Consider the following 21,690-nt stretch of genomic DNA (forward strand, 5'->3'; position numbering starts at 1 on the left):
GTCGTACACCTAACAATCAACAGAAGGGTGCATATGCTCTTTGTGTTGATACTCAACACAATGCGTGACATGCATGAGGAATCGCGCTTCCCCCTGCATCACAGTGCAAGGCAGCAGGCCAGATCCCTTGAGGTTTTACTGAGCGCTATCAAAATACGCGCGGGCAGCATGAGGATCAGGTTTCCCTGTTGAAGTCGTCGGCAAAGAATCCACCCAACGAATAAGACGAGGTTGCTGCCACGGAGCCAAAAAGTCGCGTGTGAACTGTTGAATCTGTTGAAGTGAGGGAAGACCCTGCATATTCGACGCGTACGCAGGATCAGGTACCACGAGAGCAGCAACAACTTGCCCCCAACGCTCATTGGGAATACCTAAAACCAGGACATCTGCCACAGAATCTAAAGTCCGCACAGCATCCTCAACAACTCCCGGAGCAACGAGTTCCCCACCAGTATTAATTAAACGCGACAGACGCGAAACAAAATGAATGAAACCTCCCTCATCGTAGTGAACCATATCGCCTGTATCCAACCATCCATCTGCGCGCGAAGTAACCACACCCGGCCCACGCACATGCAAATGGCCTAATACATGCGGAGAATGTATAGGGGAACCCTCATCATCGACTACTCGTTCTTCAACATAAGGGAAAGGGCGGCCAATCGCACCAGGATGCGCTGACTGAGCATCAGGAGAACACATTAGACCAGCCCCACCGGTTTCAGTCATACCCCACACATGAATAGGACGCAGACCCCACTCGTGTAAGCGCTTTGCTAAATGAGTGGACATACGCTCACCACCAATCAAAGGACGGGTCCACGAAGAAATATCCGCTGCGGCCTCCTCTCGGGCAGACAAGAAAGCGTGACACATCGCAGGGACGGCAAACATCATCGAAATCTCATAGCGTTCAATGGCGCGCAAAATAAAAACCGGGTTGAAACTATCAAAAACAACGACGGTGCCACCATGAGTAAAGACATCCATACTCGTCCCATTAAAACCGCCAATATGTGACAGAGGCGCACAAACCCCCACCACATTGATGCCGGGTGAATATTCAAAACCATCACGGAAATTTACTGAAGCCCACCACAGATGCGCATGTGTTAAAGAAATTGGACGAGGTAATCCTGTACTGCCTGAGGTATAGACAATGGCAGCGATTTCATGATCCCGAGGGGTAATAGTTCCCGCCCACGGTTGCACACCTGAAAGTGCCTGATCGAGTTCATCCCATGTCACAGTTGGCCAAGCAGAAAAACACGCGCGCGATTGTGACTGGCCATCAGTAATAACTAAGTGTGGACGACAATCAGTAAATAAGACCTCCAGTTGAGCGTCAGGTAAACGCGGTGACAAAGGAACAGTGACAGCTCCAAGTAAAGAAAGCGCCACATGAGCAATGAAATGCCGAGGATTATTTACCGCAACAATAGCGACGCGATCGCTTGCCTTTACTCCATGTGACAGAAAAACCGCGCTCATACGGCACACACTTTCCCAGGCTTGGCTCACAGTCCACGTTCGTCCACTGTAAGCCTCAATCAAAGAAATACGGTGAGGGTGTTGAAGCGCCGCGTGAAATAAAGGCCGTGCGGGAGCGTAATCAGGCATAAGCGGCATACATGGAATCTTTCTGTATAAAACGAGAATGGCTCACATAAATATGCTGACCATTACCTGCAATGTCCCTGTACGGTGAGAGGTTCCGTATGTTCAAGAGCAGAAGAAAGTTCCATATTTGCATGCTCTGCGGAATTATCTGTCAGAAACGTTGAAGAATCCATACGAGCTTGACGAACAGCCTGTCGCGCAGCACGCCGGCGACGTAAATCCTGTAAAACTGTGCTGGCTTCTTGGACAGTTGAACCTGACTCTGATAAATGACTGAGGTGTTCAGGTATTGGTCGTTGCAGAGCGCGCATACCTTTAACCCATAAAGAGCCAGCACGATACGATGAACGCACCAAGGGCCCCGACATGACACCGGCAAATCCCATCTGTTCTGCTTCAACAGATAATTCAAGAAATTCTTCTGGATGCACCCATCGTTCCACCGGATGATGCATTGCAGAAGGACGCAAATACTGGGTAAGCGTAAGCAAATCACATCCGCAGTCACGTAAATCTTTCATCGTCGCAATCACTTCATCACGTGTTTCCCCCATGCCGAGGATGAGATTTGATTTAGTGAGTGCCCCTAGATCATGCGCGTAACGGATCATATCTAATGAGCGCTCATAACGAAAAGCTGGACGAATTTTCTTAAAAATCCGAGGGACAGTTTCGAGATTATGTGCAAAAACTTGAGGGTCTGCTGCTACTACTTCTTCGACACCCTCATGATGGCCGCGAAAATCATCAACGAGTAACTCAACACCGGTATGAGGACTGAGCTCGTGGATTAAACGGCACGTTTGGGCGTATAACCATGCTGCGCCATCAGGTAAATCATCACGTGTAACACCGGTAATAGTCGCATAACGCAAGTTGAGGTCACGTACTGACTCTGCGACGCGACGCGGCTCATCAGTATCATATTCCGTGGGACGACCTGTTGCTATATTACAGAAATCGCATCTGCGTGTACATATACGGCCTCCAAGTAAAAATGTGGCCTCACGGTCTTCCCAACATTCATGAATATTTGGACAATTCGCTTCTGCGCACACAGTATGTAAAGTTTTCTGCGACGCAAGGGAACGCATATCCATGTAATTCGCACCAGAACGAGCACGCGAACGAATCCAATCAGGTTTATCTTCAATAGGTGTTTGCGCGTTACGTTCTTCAATACGCAGAAGCTTGCGACCTTCAGGCTGCGGCAAAGTACTCATCAGTGAGCTCCAGAAGTAAGAGTTGTCGGCAAATCATGTAAATCGCGGATATACCGCATGTGATCGGAGGGAGAAGCAAGGCAATCAGCAATAGATTCAACAAGATGATGGATCAAAACTTGAGCGACAGTTTCCATATCCGTGTGGACCCCCTCCATATGTAAGGAAGCAACATCAGCATCGACAAGACCACATGGAATAATGCCGCGGAAAGCATGTGCCATATCAATATTCACATTCAGGGCAATACCGTGGAGCGTAACCCCTCGCGCGACTTTCAACCCGATTGCGCATATTTTACGGTCACGCCGCCCCTGCTCGCGTAACCACACTCCTGCCCGCCCTTCGATACGTTCAACAGGCAGTTTCCACTGGCCTGCAAGAGCGTGCAACACTCCTGCTTCTACGCTTCTAATCCATTTGAGTGTATCAACAGGTTCACGTAGCCGAACAATAGGGTAAATCACAACCTGTCCTGGACCATGCCATGTGGCTGAACCTGCCCGATCAACATGGACAACAGGCACAGTGGTATCCGGTATATCTTCAGGTCGAGTATGTCGTCCTGCGGTCCACGTTGGCGTGAATTGACTGATGATAAGGGTATCTTCGCCGCCAGCGAGCACTTCGGTATGGTAGGCGCGTTGAAGATGGTCTACTTCTATGTAATCAACCAAGCCGTGAGGCAGCAAATCGATGATGCGCACGAAAGATAATCCTACCCTCATGTGAAAGGCAGAGGGGGACAGGCACATCTGAGAATACGATATGTGAAATATATGTTGTGACGAGACAAAATACAGTGCCTGAGTTATCAGCGAATACACTCACACATATGAGTAAGTTGTGGACTGTCAGTGACGTAATCGCAATGATGGAACGATGGTATCCATCCCGCACCGCACACACATGGGATCGTGTGGGTCTTGTCCTTGGAAACCCGCAACAACCTGTGAAACGTATCCTATTGGCAGTGGACCCCGTAAAGGCAACAGTTAACGAAGCTATATCAGGTGCATATGACATGCTCCTCACACATCATCCGTTGTATTTACGAGGCACATCTTTCCTTCCTGAAAACGATCCGAAAGGTCGTATGGTCGCCTCACTTATACGCGCAAATATTGCTTTATATACCGCCCACACAAATGCAGATATTGCACATAAAGGCGTGGCAGATGCTTTAGGTGAACGTTTGGGCTTACGCGATATGCGTCCGTTGATTTCTGAAGGATATGACACAGAAAAACACGAAATAGGCACCGGTCGAATTGGTTGTGTGGAAACAACGACAGTTACTGCCTTTGCAGATCATGTTGCGAGAGTCTTACCTGCTGGGACGCATGGTCTTTTTGTTGGCGGTGACATAGATGCTCCGGTGCGGACCGTTGCTGTAAGCGGTGGAGCCGGGGACCAATTTCTTGACGCGGCTCGCCAAGCGAAGGCAGATGTGTATTTAACCGCTGACCTGCGACATCATCCTGCTTCTGAGCATTGTGAAAAAGGAACGCCGGCTTTGTTTTGCGCAAGCCACTGGGCAACAGAATGGCCGTGGCTACCTGTACTTGCCAACCGTATACAAGCTGAAGCAGCTGCTGAGAATGTGTCTTTGAGCGTAGAAGTCTCTACGATGTGTACTGAACCATGGATTCGTCATCAACCTACCCTAGGGGGACTGCAGTGATTGTTGCGCATGCTGATCAGCTTGTACTTCTTGATTTACAAGCATTAGATCAAAAAGAGTCCGCTTTGCGACATGCTCGTAATGCGCATCCTGCACATGCTACGGTCCGTGAATTTGCAGGTCGAGTTGAAGATCTTCAGCGTGCCCTTATCGGTCAAAATGCGGTGATTGCAGACATTACTCGCGAGGTTGAACGATGCGAAAACGAAATCCGCAAGGTACGTGAACGCCGTGACCGTCAAGAAGAACGCATCGAACAAGGCCACGTGCCTTTACGGGATATTAACCCGATGCAGCATGAAATTGCCCAGATGGTCCAACGCCTGTCAGATTTAGAAAACCAGCAGCTCAACGCAGAAGAACGTTTAGAAGAAACCCGTAACACCATTGAACAAATAAAAGAACGTATCGCTGCTATCACCGCTGATATTGAAGACGTCAAAGCACGTTTCCTTGAAGATGTAGCTACCAGTGATACTGAATTGCGTGCGGTGATTGCACGTAGGCGTGAAGTGGCAGAAAAGCTGGGCGAAACTGTGCTGGCTGAATATGAGCGTGCCCGTACACGTCACGGGGCTTTTGCGGTGATTGAAGTGCGTGACGGAGTTGTGCAAGGAGCAGGCGCTGATATATCACCTGCAGAATTAGACACTATCCGACGTACCCCAGCCGACCACATGTATTGGACGGAAGACACCGGACAAATTGTTATTCGGACACAAGAATAGGCGCGAACTGCAGTCTTAATTCATGCGTTCACATATGACAAGGGTAGCGATGCGATGTGAACCACCCGCAGAATATGTGCGAGTCGGCCCTACTTCAAGGCTTTGTGCGTAATACTCGCGGCCGCGCGCATCAGTGGCATGAATAGAGGGCAGGAGATCACGTATCCAATCAACGAGGTCAACAACGTCGCATACCTCATCGCAATGTGGATGCTTTATTAAAGCGCCAGTTAGTAGGCCTCGCCACCGTTTTGCCTCATGTGAAACTATTGAACGCTGTGTACCTGATTCACGGACAACAGTGACTTCTACAGTATGTGCCCACGGTGCAGGGCAAGCTTTCCGATATGGTCCTGACCGGCAATCCACAATAATGGACTCAGCAGCTTCTTGCGATAATGCCTCATCTAAAAAAGGTTTCCAATATGTTGAGAGAACAGGTGAAGAACCGATACGTGACTGAATAGGCAGTTTGTAGGGGGCGATCATATTGTTCGGACTCACAACCCCATATAAGCCGCTCACAATACGTATAACGCGATCTGCACGAGCTTGCGTATCGGTGTCAAAGGAAGCGAAACTGGCAGCCTGATACAGCACGCCGTTGTACACCTCGCATGCGCGGGCGCAGGGGATATTCATGATGTCCGCAGAAGGAAAGCCAATAGATCTGGCAGAGTCTTGCATATTCTGCTGGTACAGGTGAAGGATATGGTGTCGTGCCGATGTTAAAACAGGTGCGTGTAAAAGCTGCATATCAAGTGCTGGCCCGTTTTCGGGAACATACTTGCCTTCTGATGGGGGAAGCCATATAAACACGCTCGCCAGCGTAATAGATTCATGTGACGGATGAAAAAAGGCGTCACTTTGTGGTCCCCGTATAGGTGAAAAACATGTGCTCTTAACGGAAAGAAAAGAAAGCCCATTTCCGATGTGCTTGTCTGCACGTTAGTATTACGTATGGATGAGGTGGTTGGGCGGCCGCGTCACGTCAGTGCCGAGGAACGTCCGGGCTCCACAGAGCACAGTGGTGGCTAACAGCCACCCGAGGTAACTCGCGGGATAGTGCCACAGAAAATAAACCGCCGCAGTTCTTGTGGTAAGGGTGAAACGGTGGGGTAAGAGCCCACCAGCGAAACGGGTGACCGTGTCGGCTAGGTAAACCCCACTTGGAGCAAGACCAAGCAGCAGATGATACGGGCGGCTCGTCCAATATCTGCGGGTAGGTTGCTTGAGGCTGGTGGTAACACCAGTCCTAGATAGATGGTCGCCACCGTGTTACCGGTAACGGTAACGCGGAACAGAACCCGGCGTATAGACCACCTCATCCCATCTAGTGTAAATGTTCCCGCGCTACACTGTGCGTGTGCGTCATACTTTACTTATCGGTTACGGAGCTGCTCTTGGCGCGTGTTGTCGCTACGCTATTGCAACCTACTGGTATGTGGATGCCCCGTTCTCATTGTTGTGTATCAATGTAATGGGATGTTTCCTTATGGGGATTCTTCAAAGTGTTCACCCGATATTCACCACGGGATTCTTGGGAGGATTCACCAGTTTCTCGACTTTTATATTTCTCACCTATGCTCACATGAACTATTACAGTGGATTCCTGTATATCTGTATCACAACGTGCAGTTGCTTTGCCGCATGGTGGGCAGGAGATAAAATCCATCGGCTCCTACAGAAAAAACAGCAATGATACTCATACTCTGTGTATGTGCAGGAGGATTTATTGGCGGTATACTCCGAGCACTTACGGCACATTGCGGACCATATGTGGGAACACTTATCGCAAACCTGACAGCATGTTTCTTTTGCGGTGTTATGAGCGCCCACGCCCCTGAATTATCACAGGAAATCCTGGCTTTTGCGATTACTGGTATTGCAGGAGCACTATCAACATGGTCCACTCTGGCAAAAGAAATAGGAGAGCTTATTCGCCTAGGGAAGTACAGATCAGTAGTGTTCTACTTCCTATGTACGCTCCTGGGCGGAATACTCATGATGCATATTGGTCTTTCCTGCTAAAAAAATGGATAGACAAACAAAAACAACACAAGATACGGGAAAGGGCACAGTGGATATGTTGATAGGGGACAAATGAGTGGAAGTAGGGGATAGCTCTCATTTTTGTTTAACAAGGCGTATGCAGGTGATTTCTTCATGCTGACACTGTGATCAGATACTACCGTTGGAGAGGTGACGAACAAACGTATTCTTCGCAGCGAACACCCTTTTCGCGTGGTTTCAGAATATTCACCTTCAGGAGATCAGCCCCGAGCTATCCGTGAGCTTGCTGCACGGATACGTGACGGGGAAACTGATGTGGTACTCCTGGGAGCAACCGGCACAGGAAAATCAGCGACAACTGCTTGGCTGATTGAAGAACTCCAACGGCCTGCCCTCATCATGGAACCAAATAAAACACTTGCAGCGCAAATGGCAGCAGAATTTCGTGAATTACTGCCGAAAAATGCAGTGGAATATTTTGTGTCGTATTACGACTATTACCAGCCAGAAGCCTACGTGCCGCAAACTGATACGTACATCGAAAAAGATTCCTCGATCAACGACGAAGTCGAACGCTTGCGTCACAGTGCTACAAACTCATTATTGACTCGACATGATACGGTGGTTGTGTCCTCTGTTTCGTGCATTTACGGTTTAGGTACACCTGAAGAATACGTAGCACGCATGGTGGAAATTGAACGCGGAACTCTCATTGATCGGGACGCGCTTTTACGTGAATTTGTGTCCATGCAGTACGTCCGAAATGACATGTCTTTTACACGCGGTACGTTCCGTGTACGTGGTGACACGGTGGAAATCATTCCTGTATATGAAGAACTCGCTGTTCGTATTGAATTCTTTGGTGACGAAATCGAATCCTTAGCTTTACTGCATCCACTGACTGGCGATGTCATACAAAATGTCGATCACGTGTATCTTTTTCCTTCCTCACACTACGTGGCCGGTGAAGAACGAATGAAAAGGGCAATCGCTTCTATCGAAGAAGAATTGGATGAACGCCTGACGTGGTTTGAGTCGCAAGGAAAACTCCTTGAAGCGCAGCGATTGCGTATGCGTACAACATTCGATCTCGAAATGCTACGTGAAATAGGTAGTTGTGCTGGAGTGGAAAACTATTCACGCCACATTGACGGTCGTGATGCGGGGAGTGCCCCTCACACATTATTGGATTATTTTCCTGAAGATTTCCTCCTCATTATTGATGAATCGCATGTCACCGTCCCTCAAATTGGTGCAATGTTTGAAGGAGATGCTTCACGTAAACGTGTTCTCGTAGAACACGGATTCCGTTTACCTTCTGCGATGGATAATCGTCCTTTACGTTGGGATGAATTCATTGAAAGAATCGGACAAACCGTGTACCTGTCAGCAACCCCAGGATCCTATGAACTGGATCGTTCTGATGGTGTTGTTGAACAAATTATTCGCCCCACAGGCCTAGTGGATCCCTTGATTGTCGTCAAACCAACGCAAGGGCAAGTGGATGATTTACTTGAACAAATCCGTTTGCGAACCGAAGCAAGCGAACGAGTCCTCGTCACAACACTCACGAAACGTATGGCCGAGGACCTGACAACATATCTGGCTGAGCGTGGTGTCCGTGTTGAATACTTACATTCAGATATTGATACTTTGCGTCGAGTAGAACTACTCCGTGAACTTCGTCAAGGCAGTTTCGATGTTTTAGTTGGCATTAACCTGCTGCGTGAAGGATTAGATCTTCCTGAGGTTTCCCTAGTATCTATTTTGGATGCGGACAAAGAAGGCTTCCTTCGTTCAACGCGTTCCTTGATTCAAACAATTGGTCGTGCCGCGCGAAATGTATCAGGGGAAGTGCATATGTACGCTGATACAGTGACCGATTCTATGCGGGCAGCAATTAACGAAACGCAACGTCGCCGTGAACTCCAAATCGCTTTTAATGCGGAACACGGGATCGATCCACAGCCACTCCGTAAGAAAATCGCTGATGTCACAGATATGCTGGCACGTGAGCAAATAGATACAGAAACACTGATAAAAGCTGGGTATCGTCAGGAAAAGAAAACGCGTTCTCAAGCCGCCAATAAGCATACTGATGCAACAGATCGTCGATCACAGCTTTCGCAACGTGCTCAAGGTGATCTCATAGACCTCATTGAAGAACTTTCTGAACAGATGCGCACAGCAGCAACACATTTGGAATTTGAATTGGCAGCTCGTTTACGCGATGAAGTTGCTGAACTTAAGAAAGAACTACGTCAGATGAAAGAATTCGATTAATCGCATTCCCGGTGAAGATTATGTCTGACCGTAGCCTCCTATATGCGTGCCTCTATCAAATACGTAATCTGTACCCTATGATTGATATGTTTTGACTACCTCAACTGCGATAGAGGAGAACACGCGTGACTGAGGGTAAAAAGCATAAGGATTACACTGAATTATCAAAAGGTCAGTGTTTTGCTCGTAAATGCGCAGCCTGGGGTGTTCATGCTTTTACGATGACCGGTGTCATGTGGGCGGGGCTCGCTATGCTTGCACTGGTTCATGAAAGCCCATCTTTAATGTGGATGTGGCTGGCAGTGGCACTGATAGTCGATGGCATTGATGGGACACTCGCGCGGCGAGCCGATGTTACTCGTTGGGCACCTCATTTTGATGGTAAAGCACTCGACCTGATCGTTGATTACCTGACATGGACATTTATTCCCGCTGCCTTCATGTACCTGCATATCCCCCTGGGGCCACCGTGGGCAGCAATGCTTATTTTCGTCTTGATTTGCACATCATCCATGTTCTGTTACTGCAACACAGCAATGAAGACGCATGACTTCTATTTCATGGGATTCCCCGCAGCATGGAATGTTGTAGCAATCATCATGTGGATTATGCACACCGGCCCGGTTATCAACATTATTTTCTGCGTGGTTTTGGCAATACTGACGCTTATGCCAATTACTTTCGTTCACCCATTCCGTGTGGGAACTCTTATGCCGGTTAATATCGTAGCCGCGGTTTTATGGGTAGGAGGAACGATTTATTTGATAAGTACCTACCCGCAACGGCCGACACTTGTGCATATTCTGTGGTGGGTTGGTGGTATCTGGCTGATGCTTATTAGCGCATGGCGTAGTACTCGCGAATTTATTCACTACCGTAAAGACGTTCGAGACGACGTTCCTGCCTAAAACGTAAGGCTTCAACAGAAAAACTCCCCACAATCATGACAGTCACTGTAATGGTGACTGTCAGGGGATAATCGCTGCCATGTGTCCAAAAATAGAAGTAGGGCGCAAGGAACGTAATAATCGCAATAAGGGTTCCCGCCAGACGCTGGCGGATGCGTTTACTTGTCACCATTGCCAGAACACCCCATGTGTACGGGATAGCTGTTACTACGTCAATCAGCCATAAAACAAGTATGCTGCCATGAAATTGTGGAACAAAAATCACTGGAAGTGCGCGTAAACACGAATAAATAAAGATTGCCGCATATACCCAGGTACGAGGATCACGCACAATGCGCATAGGCAAAGAAGAACGACGTACAGGCACGTGATGTTCGTGCAGCAACAACCGCAATCTTACGGGAGTAGAACTCACATCTACACCGCTAAGCCTACGAATTGCCTGAGAATTCTTTGAAAGATAGAAGGAAATCATCTTATATACGTTGATTCCCCAAGAAGTTTTTTCCTCATTCAGCGGCGTAATAAGTGCTGGATAACGTTCAAGCAAGTCACTTATACGTTCACAGGAGGCTTCAGAGAAAACCCATAATAATTCATGACCTTCAATGGCTTCACGCAAGCGATGAACAAAAGCATCCTCATCATAAAGGTCGCTCACGTTAATTTCTTTAACCTCACGTCTACCAAGTTCAGCTAAACGATTGACTCCTGCTGCACGACATACCGCCGAGGGAATTAACGGCCTCGTCATCGCCTGCAAACGTAGGGGAGCAGTAGGGGAGCCAAAGAAAGCATCCTTTACTGCCATCCATATGGCAGAGGGCGAAGTTATTAATGAAGCCATAAACGCTAGTCTATCGGCTGAATCCACATAAGCTGCTCAGGGAATGCCCCGAGTTGTCCCTCATACACCTGCATTTTCAATCACAAAGGGTATACGTGGTTATAACCACCTTTTTTGATAAGGCACTCTGTTCATTTTATCGCTAGTATCTATCACCGAGGGGAGTAATCCCAACAAGTATGGTGCCGTCAGTACGGTAGTAAGCCCTTGCCTAGGGTTTTACCCGGTGTCATCGCCTTTAAATAAAAGGTGGGAACAGACCTCGTTTAACTCCCCGTACATGAGAGGTCCCATTTTTCAATGGATGTTCATTTTCTTGGATGGTGCGCTCTTGCTGCCGTTATCGTTGTCCTTGTAGCAGTTGATATTTTTGGTCATATACGCACTCCGCATGCTCCAACTTTGCGTGAAGCTGCATGGTGGTCACTGGGGTACACCCTTTTAGGCTTATCATTCACTTTCGTTATTTTCTTTGTGTACGGGCCACAGTATGCCGGTGAATATATTGCCGGATTTTTAACTGAAAAATCACTGTCGCTAGATAATCTTTTTGTTTTTATCATCATCATGGCTTCTTTCCGTGTACCACGGGAATACCAGCAAAAAGCATTACTATCGGGAATTGTTTTAGCCCTTGTTTTCCGCCTTCTTTTCATTTTATTAGGCGCAGCACTGGTTGAACGTTTCTCTTGGGTTTTCTTTATTTTCGGCGCGTGGCTTTTATGGACTGCATGGAGCCAACTCGGTGAAACCCCATCCTCAACAGATGACGAGGAATACCATGAAAATCGTTTTGTCCGGACAGTCCGCCGCGTATTCCCTGTAACAGATGGCTTTATGGGGCAACGATTCCTTTACCGTCATGGCGGGAAAACATACCTTACTCCCATGCTGCTTGTTGTTTTCGCTTTGGGGTCGGCTGACATCATGTTCGCATTTGATTCAATTCCTGCGATCTTTGGTTTAACGAAGGAACCTTATCTTGTCTTTGCGGCAAACGCTTTTGCTTTATTAGGACTGCGGCAACTCTACTTCCTCATTGGCGGTTTATTGGAACGTCTGGTGTACCTGAATTATGGGCTTGCTGCGATCCTTGGATTTATCGGTATTAAGCTCATCTTCCATGCTTTGCATGAAAACACCCTGCCTTTCATTAATAACGGTCAGGGAATCCATTTCGTTCCCGAATTTGGAATCGCTTTTTCTTTGACCTTTATCCTTACCGCCATAGCTATCACAATTGCTGCTTCCATGTGGAAAGTGCGTCGAAGTGCCGAGCATATAGACTCCTCAGAGGAAAAAGAATAAATAAAAACAGCGAAACCGTATTGGACATTCCTGTGCCATGAGACCCCGGAGTGCTACCGAATGAAACCAAAGGATGACCATATGAGCGATCAAGAACATGTTTATGCGGGTTTATCTGAACAAGACGTTGCACAACGTGTGCAGATGGGGCAAATAAATACGGTTTCACTCACTACATCGCGCTCACTCGTATCAATTATCCGAGCAAATGTTTTTACTCTTTTTAACGGCATATTGACCGTTGCAGCACTCATCATCCTCATATTCGGGCACGTGCAGGACGTGGTTTTCAGTGTTGTCATGATCGTAAACGCCGCTATCGGTATTTTTTCTGAGTGGCGATCAAAACGAACATTAGATGCTTTAGCAATTGTGGATGCGCCGCGAGCACATGTACGCCGGTCGAATGGGATCCATGAGCTAGGTATCGAAGAAGTTGTTCTCGATGACCTCATTGAAGTGGCTTTAGGCGATCAAATTTGCGCAGATGGAATCCTGCTGGAAAGCCAGGGGCTTGAAGTAGACGAATCCATGCTCACAGGTGAATCGCGGCCTGTACGTAAAAAAGTGACAGATCAGGTTTTGGCAGGAACTTCCGTTGTTGCTGGTAAAGGTCTGATACGTGCGACCGCTGTTGGTGAGGACCTTTATGCTCAAGGAATAGCTCGCCAAGCACGTGAATTTTCGGTCGCTGTGTCAGAAATACAGACTGGTGTGAATCATGTTCTTCGGGCTATTTCATTAGCGATCCTGCCGATTGTCGTTGTCACAGTGTGGACACAAACGCGGATAGCAGGTGAAGGATTCCATGGCACATGGGCAACAGCACTTGTTCTTGCTGTGGCAGCTGTTGTGGGAATGATTCCGCAGGGTCTAGTTCTGCTGACATCAATGAATTTCGCAATAGGTGCGGCAGCATTGGCTCGAAAAAATGTTCTTGTGCAAGAACTTCCTGCCGTAGAGATTCTTGCCCGTGTTGATGCCTTATGCCTGGATAAAACAGGCACATTAACGACAGGTGGTATCCGTGTTTCTTCTGTTCTGACAGTGAATTCACAGTATGCGGAAAAGGATGTGCGAGCAGTACTTACGGCGCTCAATGTCGATTCTACGAATCCTACTGCCGAGGCTATAGCGCAGTATTACGCAGATGAAAAACCACTGACAGATCCCCAACATACGGTGGTGGCTTTTTCTTCTGCACGTAAATGGTCAGCGTGGTCAGCACCTACGCATGGTACGTGGATATTTGGTGCTCCTGAACTTGTGGTCACACAAACACAAGTATTAGAACAGGTATCTGCTATTGCTGATACCGGACGTCGAGTAGTTGCGCTCGTTCATGCTGATGAACAAATATTGGGGGAAGAACTTCCTGCCACACGGCAAGCTGTTGCTCTTGTCATCCTTGAAGAAGAACTTCGTGATGATGCGCGTGAAACTTTGCAGTGGTTTGCCGATCAGGAAGTGCGTGTCCGCGTCATATCAGGTGATAATCCACGTACAGTTGCGGCCCTCGCGCATCAACTTGGCCTGATGGGACCTGATGGTCAAGCAGCACGAGCCTGTGATGCACGTGATCTGCCGGCTGATCTGCATAGCCAAGAATTTATTGAAGCAATTCGTGACCATGATGTATTCGGGCGCGTGACACCTGAACAAAAACGTGCGATGGTTTCCGCCCTACAATCAGAAAATCATTGTGTGGCAATGACTGGTGACGGTGTTAATGATGCCTTAGCTCTGAAAGAAGCAGACCTTGGTATCGCAATGGGCAACGCCGCACGTGCCTCAAAAGCAGTTGCACAGATAGTCCTACTGGACGGTCGTTTCTCACAGTTACCGGAAGTTGTTGCTCGGGGACGGCGAATCATCGCCAATATGGAGCGAGTATCTGCCCTGTTTTTTGCCAAAACAACATACGCAACAGTTTTGGTGCTTTTAACAGCATTATTATCGTGGCGATTCCCTTTCTTACCGCGTCACTACACGTATATTGGATCCTTGACTATCGGTATTCCGGCTTTCTTTATTGCTTTAGGGCCTAATACTCGGCGTTATATATCAGGTTTCTTGAGCCGTACTCTGAGTATGGCTTTACCGGCTGGTTTTATTATGGCGTGCGCTGCTTTGGGTGTGAACTGGTGGATAGGTGGAGGAAGCCCTCAGGCAGCAACTGCAGCGACTGTGACAATGATGGCGGGTGGGCTGTGGCTGCTTTCAATCACTGCGCGTCCGCTGGTTCTCTGGCGTGTCATTCTTTTAGTTACTGTAGCGGGGAGCGCAATTGGTGGAATCCTTTTACCACCTACGCGTGCTTTCTTTGCGCTTATGTGGCCAACGCCGGATACATGGATGGTGATTCTGTTGGTTTCACTGTGTGAATGTGCGCTTATTGAAGCGGCCTACCGGCTGAATATGTATATCGCACATCGTAAGGATTCCCTCACACAACGCATGTGAAGGTCCTTTCCTGCGCAGAGTGTATAAATGTGCAGAGGGCTTTTTCTGAACCCACTGCGATTACCCTATTGTTTTTCTGTACCCTCAGGCACAATAGAACATGTGGATACTCTCTGGAAACCTGCTCTGACATATGCAACTTGCGCTAACGGTATGAGCTGTGAACACGAAGATTCTAGTCGGCCAACGCTTGTACTAGGACATTCTTTAGGATCAAGCCACCGGATGTGGGATGAGCTGCTTCCACTGCTGACACCGTGGCTTCAGGTTTATACCTATGATCTGCCAGGACATGGCGATTCTCCATCGGCCACTGACAAGCTACAAATGAAAGATATTGTGTATGGGCTTGCGGCTGCTCTTGATGAACAGGAAATCGATGATATTCACATTGCCGGCTTATCTTTTGGGGGCCTTGTTGCTTTATCAGCACCGCATTTTTTGGGTGAACGAATCCGCTCAGTCACAACAATGGCTTCGGGACCCTCTGCGGGCTCACCGACCCTGTGGCATGATCGGGTGAAAAGTGTTGAAGAAAACGGAGTAGAACCTCTGATTAATGACACGATGATTCGCTGGTTTTCTGACGTATTTCGTCAGGGAAGAGGCGCGGCTCGTGTTCAGGATATTGAGCGAATATATGCCGAGTGCGATCCGCAGGGCTATATCCAATGTTGCGATATTTTAGGCTCAACGGATGCAAGACCATGGTTATCAGAGCTCACAAGTCCTGTCCTTGTGATGGCTGGTTCTGAAGATGCTGGTTTTAATGCAGAAGCATGTCATGAACTTGTTCAACATATGCGCGACGTGAATCCTGCGCAGGATATTCACTCCCTTGTTATCGGCGGTGCGCGACATATGCTCGCCATAGAATATCCGCATCTTGTTGCCGGTGCGCTTATAAATCATGTGCTCACGGCCTAAGTAATAGCACCGTGGAATAGAACACATGTACGACGTGTGGGAATATGAGTCGCTAAAATAAAAGAGTGCATAATGAGCTGATCGTCCGCGGTGCGCGGGAACATAACCTGAAAGATATCAATGTTGATTTACCGCGTGATTCACTGATTGTTTTTACAGGGCTGTCAGGTTCGGGAAAATCATCGCTTGCTTTCGACACTATTTTCGCTGAGGGACAACGACGCTACGTTGAGTCCTTATCTTCTTATGCGCGTCAGTTTCTGGGGCAAATGGATAAACCAGATGTTGATTTTATTGAAGGCTTATCGCCGGCTGTTTCTATTGATCAGAAGTCCACATCACGTAATCCTCGATCAACTGTTGGCACAATTACTGAAATACATGACTACTTGCGTCTTTTGTATGCGCGTGCAGGTATAGCTCACTGTCCGCAATGCGGTTCACGTATACAAGCACAAACGCCTCAGCAAATTGTGGATCGTGTACGTGCTCTCGAAGAAGGTACACGTTTCCAAGTTCTTGCACCTGTAATACGTGGACGTAAAGGTGAATACCACGATCTCATACAGGAATTACAGCAACAAGGTTTTTCGCGTGCCATCATTGACGGGGAAATGATTCGTTTAGAAAATCCTCCGACACTAGAAAAGAAACTGAAACACACCATTGAAGTGGTGATTGACCGCTTAGTAGTCCGCGAAGGGATACGTCGGCGTCTCACCGATTCAGTTGAAACAGCTTTACGTTTAGCTGATGGGTTAGTCATCATTGACTGCGTTGATAAAGATGAGGATGATCCGCAGCGCCGTCGTCGCTATTCAGAAAAACGATCTTGCCCTAACGATCACGTCTTGTCGTTAGACGAAATGGAACCGCGTACCTTTTCTTTTAATGCACCCTATGGTGCGTGTCCGGATTGTACTGGTCTTGGTATGCGTTCAGAGGTAGATCCGGAACTTGTTGTTCCTGACGAAGAATTGAGCTTAGCGCAGGGGGCAGTGAGTGTCTGGCCAGCTCATAATAAATATCATGCACAATTATTGGCCTCTTTAGGAAAAGAATTAGATTTTGATGTAACGACTCCGTGGAAAGATTTAAGTACGGAAGTTAAAGAAGCCATACTTTTTGGCCGAAACTATGAAGTAAAAGTTAAGTTTCGTAACCGCTGGGGACGTGAGCGCAGCTATACAACAGGTTTCGAGGGGGCTGTTGCTTATATTGAACGTAAACTCAGTGAAACAGAATCGCAGATCGTCACAGACAAGCTGGATGCGTATATGCGTGAAGTCCCGTGTCCAACCTGTCGTGGCGCACGTTTACGACCAGAAGTTCTTGCTGTCACCGTCGGTGGTTTATCTATTGCGGAGTTATCAGATTTATCAATTGCTGAAGCCCGTAAGCATTTGACAGATCTCGCATTAGATGGGCGATCCTCAACGATTGCTGCTCCAATTCTGACGGAAATATACGCCCGTCTTGATTTCCTACTTGATGTGGGATTGTCCTATCTGACGTTGTCACGTTCTGCAGGAACACTTTCCGGAGGCGAAGCGCAGCGCATTCGTTTGGCAACACAAATAGGATCAGGACTTGTTGGTGTTCTTTATGTTTTAGATGAGCCTTCTATCGGTTTACATCAGCGTGATAATCGTCGACTTATACACACACTGGAAAAACTACGTGATTTAGGTAATACATTAATTGTTGTCGAACATGATGAAGAAACGATGGAGGCCGCTGACTGGATTGTTGATATTGGGCCTGGTGCCGGTGAGCACGGAGGATGGGTAGTGCATTCAGGGACCCTCGACGATCTGCGTCGTAATAGACGATCAATAACAGGGGAGTATTTATCTGGTCATCGCCGCATTGAGCTTCCTCGTGAGCGTCGTCCTGTTGATCCTCAGCGTATGGTGACAGTAAAAGGCGCACGTGAACATAACTTGGATAATGTGACGGTTTCATTTCCCCTGTCATGTTTTACTGCGGTCACTGGTGTTTCTGGTTCAGGAAAATCCACATTAGTCAACCATATTTTGTATCGTTCTTTGGCTACACGCCTGAATGGTGCGCGTTTAGTTCCTGGGCGACATCGCTCTGTTGTGGGGACAGAAGCCTTAGATAAAGTAGTACACGTCGATCAGTCACCTATTGGCCGTACTCCGCGCTCGAACCCAGCTACCTATACAGGCGTGTGGGATCATATTCGACAACTATTTGCTCAAACTCAAGAAGCAAAAATGCGTGGCTACGGTCCTGGTCGTTTCTCTTTCAATGTCAAAGGTGGGCGCTGTGAATCATGTAAAGGTGATGGAACACTACGCATTGAAATGAACTTCCTTCCGGATGTTTATGTTCCTTGTGAAGTGTGTCATGGCGCGCGCTATAACCGTGAAACATTGGAAGTGCTGTACAAAGGTAAGAATGTGGCAGACATATTGAATATGCCTATTCTTGAAGCTGCTGAGTTTTTTGCGCCGGTGAGTCGTATTGCCCGCCACCTGAATACTCTTGTTGAAGTAGGGCTGGGATATGTACGTTTAGGACAATCAGCTACAACACTTTCAGGTGGTGAAGCACAGCGCGTGAAGTTAGCCTCAGAGCTACAGCGCCGATCAAATGGTCGTACCGTGTATGTTTTGGATGAACCCACAACAGGTTTACATTCGGAAGATATACGCAAATTACTTCTTGTCTTGCAATCTCTGGTGGATAAAGGCAATACAGTGATCGTCATTGAACATAATCTTGATGTGATTAAATGTGCTGACTGGATTATTGATATGGGACCTGAAGGTGGTTCAGGTGGTGGGCATGTTGTTGCTGAAGGTACGCCTGAAGATGTTGCCTTGGTACCAGAATCTTTCACTGGACAGTATTTAGGCGAGATTCTGCGAAAAGAACAAGAACGCACCCAAAATCAAGAGTAGTTTCCCAATTTTTAGCCGTCCCCGCACACCTACAGGTAACGCGGGGACGGCTCAGAATTTCTCCAATAAAAGGGGAGCTACTTTGGTTCTGTCGTACGAATACGCAGCTCATCCACATTCATTGTGTGAGGGAAAGAGACAGCAAGCCTTACCGTGCGGGCCACCTCAGCAGGAGGCATATGGTCAGCCGAATTGTACGTGTCACCCGCTGCTAAACACAGATGCTTTTGCATGTCAGTGTCAATACGACCAGGATGTATCGAGCATACTCGGACCCGCCCGCGTTCTTCTTCACGTAAACACTCAGTGAAAGCACGTAAAGCCCATTTTGAAGCGCAGTAAGGAGTATCACCTGCATAGGCTCGAACCCCAGCACCAGAATTAATAGTGATAACCAAACCCTGTGAAGCGCGTAATAGAGGCAAAGCTAGACGCGTGAGGTCTGCAACTGCTATCACATTTGTTGCAAGTATCTGCGACCAATCTTCATGGCTCGCATGGGCAACGGTTCTGCGTGCAGCCACACCTGCATTATGAATGAGTACATCCAAAGGCAGTCCTAAATTCTCAAACTGAGCATACGCACGTTTAAGTTCTTCAGGAATAGTGAGATCCGCAATGAAAGGTGAAGCACTGGGGAAAGAATCCACGCAAGCACGTACTTGAGCTTCGTTACGACCACCAATAACGATGTGATGGTCAGTACTGAGCTCTTGCGCAATAGCTAAACCCAGTCCTCGTGTAGCACCCGTGATGAGGGCAACAGGGCGGTCTTTTGTGCTCATCGGTTATTTTCCCCTGCCGCGTACAAAGCATCTACTTCAGCAGCAAAATCGCGTAAAACAGCTCGACGTTTCAGTTTGAGCGAGGGTGTTAAATAGCCATTTTCCACAGTAAAGAGCACATTAACAATACGGTAACGGCGAATTGATTCAGCGCGGGATACTTTACGATTTGCTCGCGCAATAGCCCGTTCCAAAGATTCACGTACTTGCGGCAAATCAGCGGCTTTCGCAGGATCAACGTCAGGCAAACCTTTAGTTGCTAACCAAGGCCCCAACATTTCACTATCTAAAGAAATCAATGCGCCAATATAAGGCTTCTGATCGCCCACAACAATGACATGCGAGATTAAAGGGTGGGTTTGTAAAGAGTCTTCAAGGACCTCAGGAGATACGTTCTTTCCTCCCGCTGTCACAATGAGTTCCTTTTTACGACCCGTGATACGAAGGTGCCCAGAATCATCAAACGCACCCAAGTCGCCACTACAGAACCAGCCATCTACGAAAGCTTTTTCTGTTTCTTCAGGAAGATTGTGATACCCAGAAGTAACAGATACGCCTTGAAGGAGGATTTCCCCATCAGGAGCAATACGGATCTTATTTCCAGGCCACGGGAATCCCACACAGTCCGGTGGGAAATCTTCTGGTATTTCAACTGTAATAGGTCCAGTTGTTTCCGATAACCCATACCCTTGTAAGAGGGTAATCCCAAGTCCCCTGTAAAAATGCGCTAAATCAAGGGCTAGGGGAGCGCCTCCTGAAATAATGGTGTGTAAATTCGGTCCAAGAACAGCTTTGACCTTACGTAAAGCGATAGCGTCTGCAAGTTTTTTCCGCAGACGTAAGCTCACAGAAGAACCAGGGGACGCATGAGTTGTCCCATCATTAACCACTGAAGTATCGGCGCTAATTCCGCTGACACGATTCGTATGCTCAACCTGTTGCGGTGTGACATAGGCATTCGCTTGAGAGGTTTCGCGTGCTTGCTGCGCTGCCCACGAGAAAATAGTGCCTTTGAGACCACCGCCGGCTTTAGTTGAAGCCGCGTTATAGACCTTCTCAAGAACACGGGGAACAACAAGGAGCATAGTGGGTTTGAACGTGGAAATATCTGATAGGAGATTTCGGGTATCCGGCGAGAAAGCAATACGGCCCTGCCCAGTAAGAACTGCATACATAACGAAGCGTGCAAGTACATGAGCAACCGGTAAAAACAGCAAGGTACGTGACTTTGGCTCATTGATGAGCATAGGCAGGAAATCATGAGCCTGCACAAAGCTTTCAATGAAATTCCCATGCGTGAGAACAACACCTTTTGGACGGTTTGTTGTACCTGAAGTGTAAATAATAGTTGCAACATCGTGAAGGCCTACACGGTGAGAACGTTCTTCCACTTCCAATGGGGCGATACTTTTTGCAGCAGTTGCGATCTCCCGCTCAGCACCGCGATCGAGTGACAGTATTTGCCGTAGTTTCGGTGTGCGTACAGATTCCACAAGATCAGCTTGCTGTGATGTGGCTGTCACAACCATAGTGACATCAGCATCTTGTAGGATATGTGCTATTTGTGTAGCGGAGTCTGTTTCATAGATTGGAACAGTGATCGCACCACATGATAATGCTGCAAGGTCAAAAAGCGCCCATTCGTAGGAAGTCGGTGCCAAGATAGCGAAATGTTCGCCTTCGCTAAGGCCAAGGCCGATGAGCCCACGTGCCACATCTTCAACGTGACGTGTGAATTCATTAATGGAGACTCTGCGCCAGCCACCGACATCGGTACGCCGTTCAATAGCTATTTGCCCTGGATGCTCCTCAGCACGTTGAAGGAGCATTTTTGGTAGATTCCAGCGTGGATCCACTGTACGTGTTGCAGTATTTTCCCATGTAGTATCGTCGAGTCGACGCAGAGCCATGAGTTTTTCCTTTCCAGCACGGGTGTGGTGCGAATGGTCCCTGTGTGTTGTTATGAGTGGT

General features: G+C 47.8%; 17 protein-coding genes and 1 other RNA gene. 11 read left to right on the plus strand and 7 right to left on the minus strand.

Annotated features, from left to right (window positions below):
* Positions 1–135 precede the first annotated feature (135 nt).
* The 3 genes from LRP54_RS02615 to lipB are packed head-to-tail and all read right to left on the minus strand — an operon-like array spanning position 136 to position 3,550.
* On the minus strand, positions 136–1,629 hold the full coding sequence (locus LRP54_RS02615) for a class I adenylate-forming enzyme family protein (protein ID WP_231234848.1): 1,494 nt from the start codon (positions 1,627–1,629) through the stop codon (positions 136–138).
* Positions 1,630–1,682: 53 nt separating this feature from the next.
* Positions 1,683–2,843 (minus strand): lipoyl synthase, encoded by a 1,161-nt coding sequence (gene lipA, locus LRP54_RS02620; RefSeq protein WP_231234849.1) that lies wholly within the window; start codon positions 2,841–2,843, stop codon positions 1,683–1,685.
* Positions 2,843–3,550, minus strand: coding sequence for a lipoyl(octanoyl) transferase LipB (gene lipB, locus LRP54_RS02625; protein ID WP_231234850.1), 708 nt, complete (start codon positions 3,548–3,550; stop codon positions 2,843–2,845). The genes lipA and lipB overlap by 1 nt, the downstream gene beginning before the upstream one ends.
* Positions 3,551–3,678: 128 nt before the next feature.
* Between lipB and LRP54_RS02630 the strand changes: the two genes are divergently transcribed.
* Together LRP54_RS02630 and LRP54_RS02635 are read left to right on the plus strand one after the other, a co-directional pair.
* The gene (locus tag LRP54_RS02630; protein WP_231234851.1) at positions 3,679–4,527 is read left to right on the plus strand and encodes a Nif3-like dinuclear metal center hexameric protein; all 849 of its coding nucleotides are present in this window, start codon (positions 3,679–3,681) and stop codon (positions 4,525–4,527) included.
* Positions 4,524–5,255: a zinc ribbon domain-containing protein gene (locus tag LRP54_RS02635; protein WP_231204900.1), complete on the plus strand. Its 732-nt coding sequence runs from the start codon at positions 4,524–4,526 to the stop codon at positions 5,253–5,255. Before LRP54_RS02630 ends, LRP54_RS02635 begins: the two co-directional genes overlap by 4 nt.
* Positions 5,256–5,270: 15 nt before the next feature.
* Here the strand turns inward: LRP54_RS02635 and LRP54_RS02640 are convergent, their stop codons facing one another.
* Positions 5,271–6,074, minus strand: a complete 804-nt coding sequence (locus LRP54_RS02640; RefSeq protein WP_231234852.1) for a YaaA family protein — start codon at positions 6,072–6,074, stop codon at positions 5,271–5,273.
* A 146-nt stretch (positions 6,075–6,220) separates the two neighbouring features.
* Between LRP54_RS02640 and rnpB the strand changes: the two genes are divergently transcribed.
* The 5 genes from rnpB to LRP54_RS02665 all read left to right on the plus strand — a co-directional run bounded on the left by rnpB (position 6,221) and on the right by LRP54_RS02665 (position 10,459).
* Positions 6,221–6,586: RNase P RNA component class A (gene rnpB / locus LRP54_RS02645), an RNA gene on the plus strand.
* An 11-nt stretch (positions 6,587–6,597) separates the two neighbouring features.
* Positions 6,598–6,957 (plus strand): CrcB family protein, encoded by a 360-nt coding sequence (locus LRP54_RS02650; RefSeq protein WP_231234853.1) that lies wholly within the window; start codon positions 6,598–6,600, stop codon positions 6,955–6,957.
* Positions 6,954–7,286, plus strand: coding sequence for a FluC/FEX family fluoride channel (locus LRP54_RS02655; RefSeq protein WP_231234854.1), 333 nt, complete (start codon positions 6,954–6,956; stop codon positions 7,284–7,286). The genes LRP54_RS02650 and LRP54_RS02655 overlap by 4 nt, the downstream gene beginning before the upstream one ends.
* Positions 7,287–7,457: 171 nt before the next feature.
* Complete coding sequence (uvrB, locus tag LRP54_RS02660) at positions 7,458–9,551, plus strand: excinuclease ABC subunit UvrB (protein ID WP_231234855.1); 2,094 nt, start codon at positions 7,458–7,460, stop codon at positions 9,549–9,551.
* Positions 9,552–9,676: 125 nt separating this feature from the next.
* Complete coding sequence (locus LRP54_RS02665; RefSeq protein ID WP_231204910.1) at positions 9,677–10,459, plus strand: CDP-alcohol phosphatidyltransferase family protein; 783 nt, start codon at positions 9,677–9,679, stop codon at positions 10,457–10,459.
* On the opposite strand, the gene LRP54_RS02670 is transcribed toward LRP54_RS02665, so the two are convergent.
* Entirely contained in the window at positions 10,416–11,306 is an 891-nt protein-coding gene (locus LRP54_RS02670) for a hypothetical protein (RefSeq protein ID WP_231234856.1), read from the minus strand. The two genes, LRP54_RS02665 and LRP54_RS02670, sit on opposite strands and share 44 nt — an antisense overlap.
* 300 nt (positions 11,307–11,606) lie before the next feature.
* Between LRP54_RS02670 and LRP54_RS02675 the strand changes: the two genes are divergently transcribed.
* The 4 genes from LRP54_RS02675 to uvrA all read left to right on the plus strand — a co-directional run bounded on the left by LRP54_RS02675 (position 11,607) and on the right by uvrA (position 18,934).
* Positions 11,607–12,614, plus strand: a complete 1,008-nt coding sequence (locus tag LRP54_RS02675; RefSeq protein WP_231234857.1) for a TerC family protein — start codon at positions 11,607–11,609, stop codon at positions 12,612–12,614.
* 81 nt (positions 12,615–12,695) lie between these two features.
* Positions 12,696–15,077, plus strand: coding sequence for an HAD-IC family P-type ATPase (locus LRP54_RS02680; RefSeq protein WP_231234858.1), 2,382 nt, complete (start codon positions 12,696–12,698; stop codon positions 15,075–15,077).
* A 102-nt stretch (positions 15,078–15,179) separates the two neighbouring features.
* Positions 15,180–16,004, plus strand: coding sequence for an alpha/beta fold hydrolase (locus LRP54_RS02685; protein WP_231204917.1), 825 nt, complete (start codon positions 15,180–15,182; stop codon positions 16,002–16,004).
* 65 nt (positions 16,005–16,069) lie between these two features.
* Positions 16,070–18,934, plus strand: a complete 2,865-nt coding sequence (gene uvrA / locus LRP54_RS02690; RefSeq protein ID WP_231204920.1) for an excinuclease ABC subunit UvrA — start codon at positions 16,070–16,072, stop codon at positions 18,932–18,934.
* A gap of 77 nt (positions 18,935–19,011) precedes the next feature.
* Here the strand turns inward: uvrA and LRP54_RS02695 are convergent, their stop codons facing one another.
* Positions 19,012–19,719, minus strand: a complete 708-nt coding sequence (locus LRP54_RS02695) for an SDR family oxidoreductase (RefSeq protein WP_231204922.1) — start codon at positions 19,717–19,719, stop codon at positions 19,012–19,014.
* Complete coding sequence (locus LRP54_RS02700; protein WP_231234859.1) at positions 19,716–21,629, minus strand: AMP-dependent synthetase/ligase; 1,914 nt, start codon at positions 21,627–21,629, stop codon at positions 19,716–19,718. Before LRP54_RS02700 ends, LRP54_RS02695 begins: the two co-directional genes overlap by 4 nt.
* Positions 21,630–21,690: the final 61 nt, after the last annotated feature.

It is taken from the genome of Schaalia sp. lx-100 (genome assembly GCF_021083625.1).
Taxonomy (GTDB): Bacteria; Actinomycetota; Actinomycetes; order Actinomycetales; family Actinomycetaceae; genus Pauljensenia.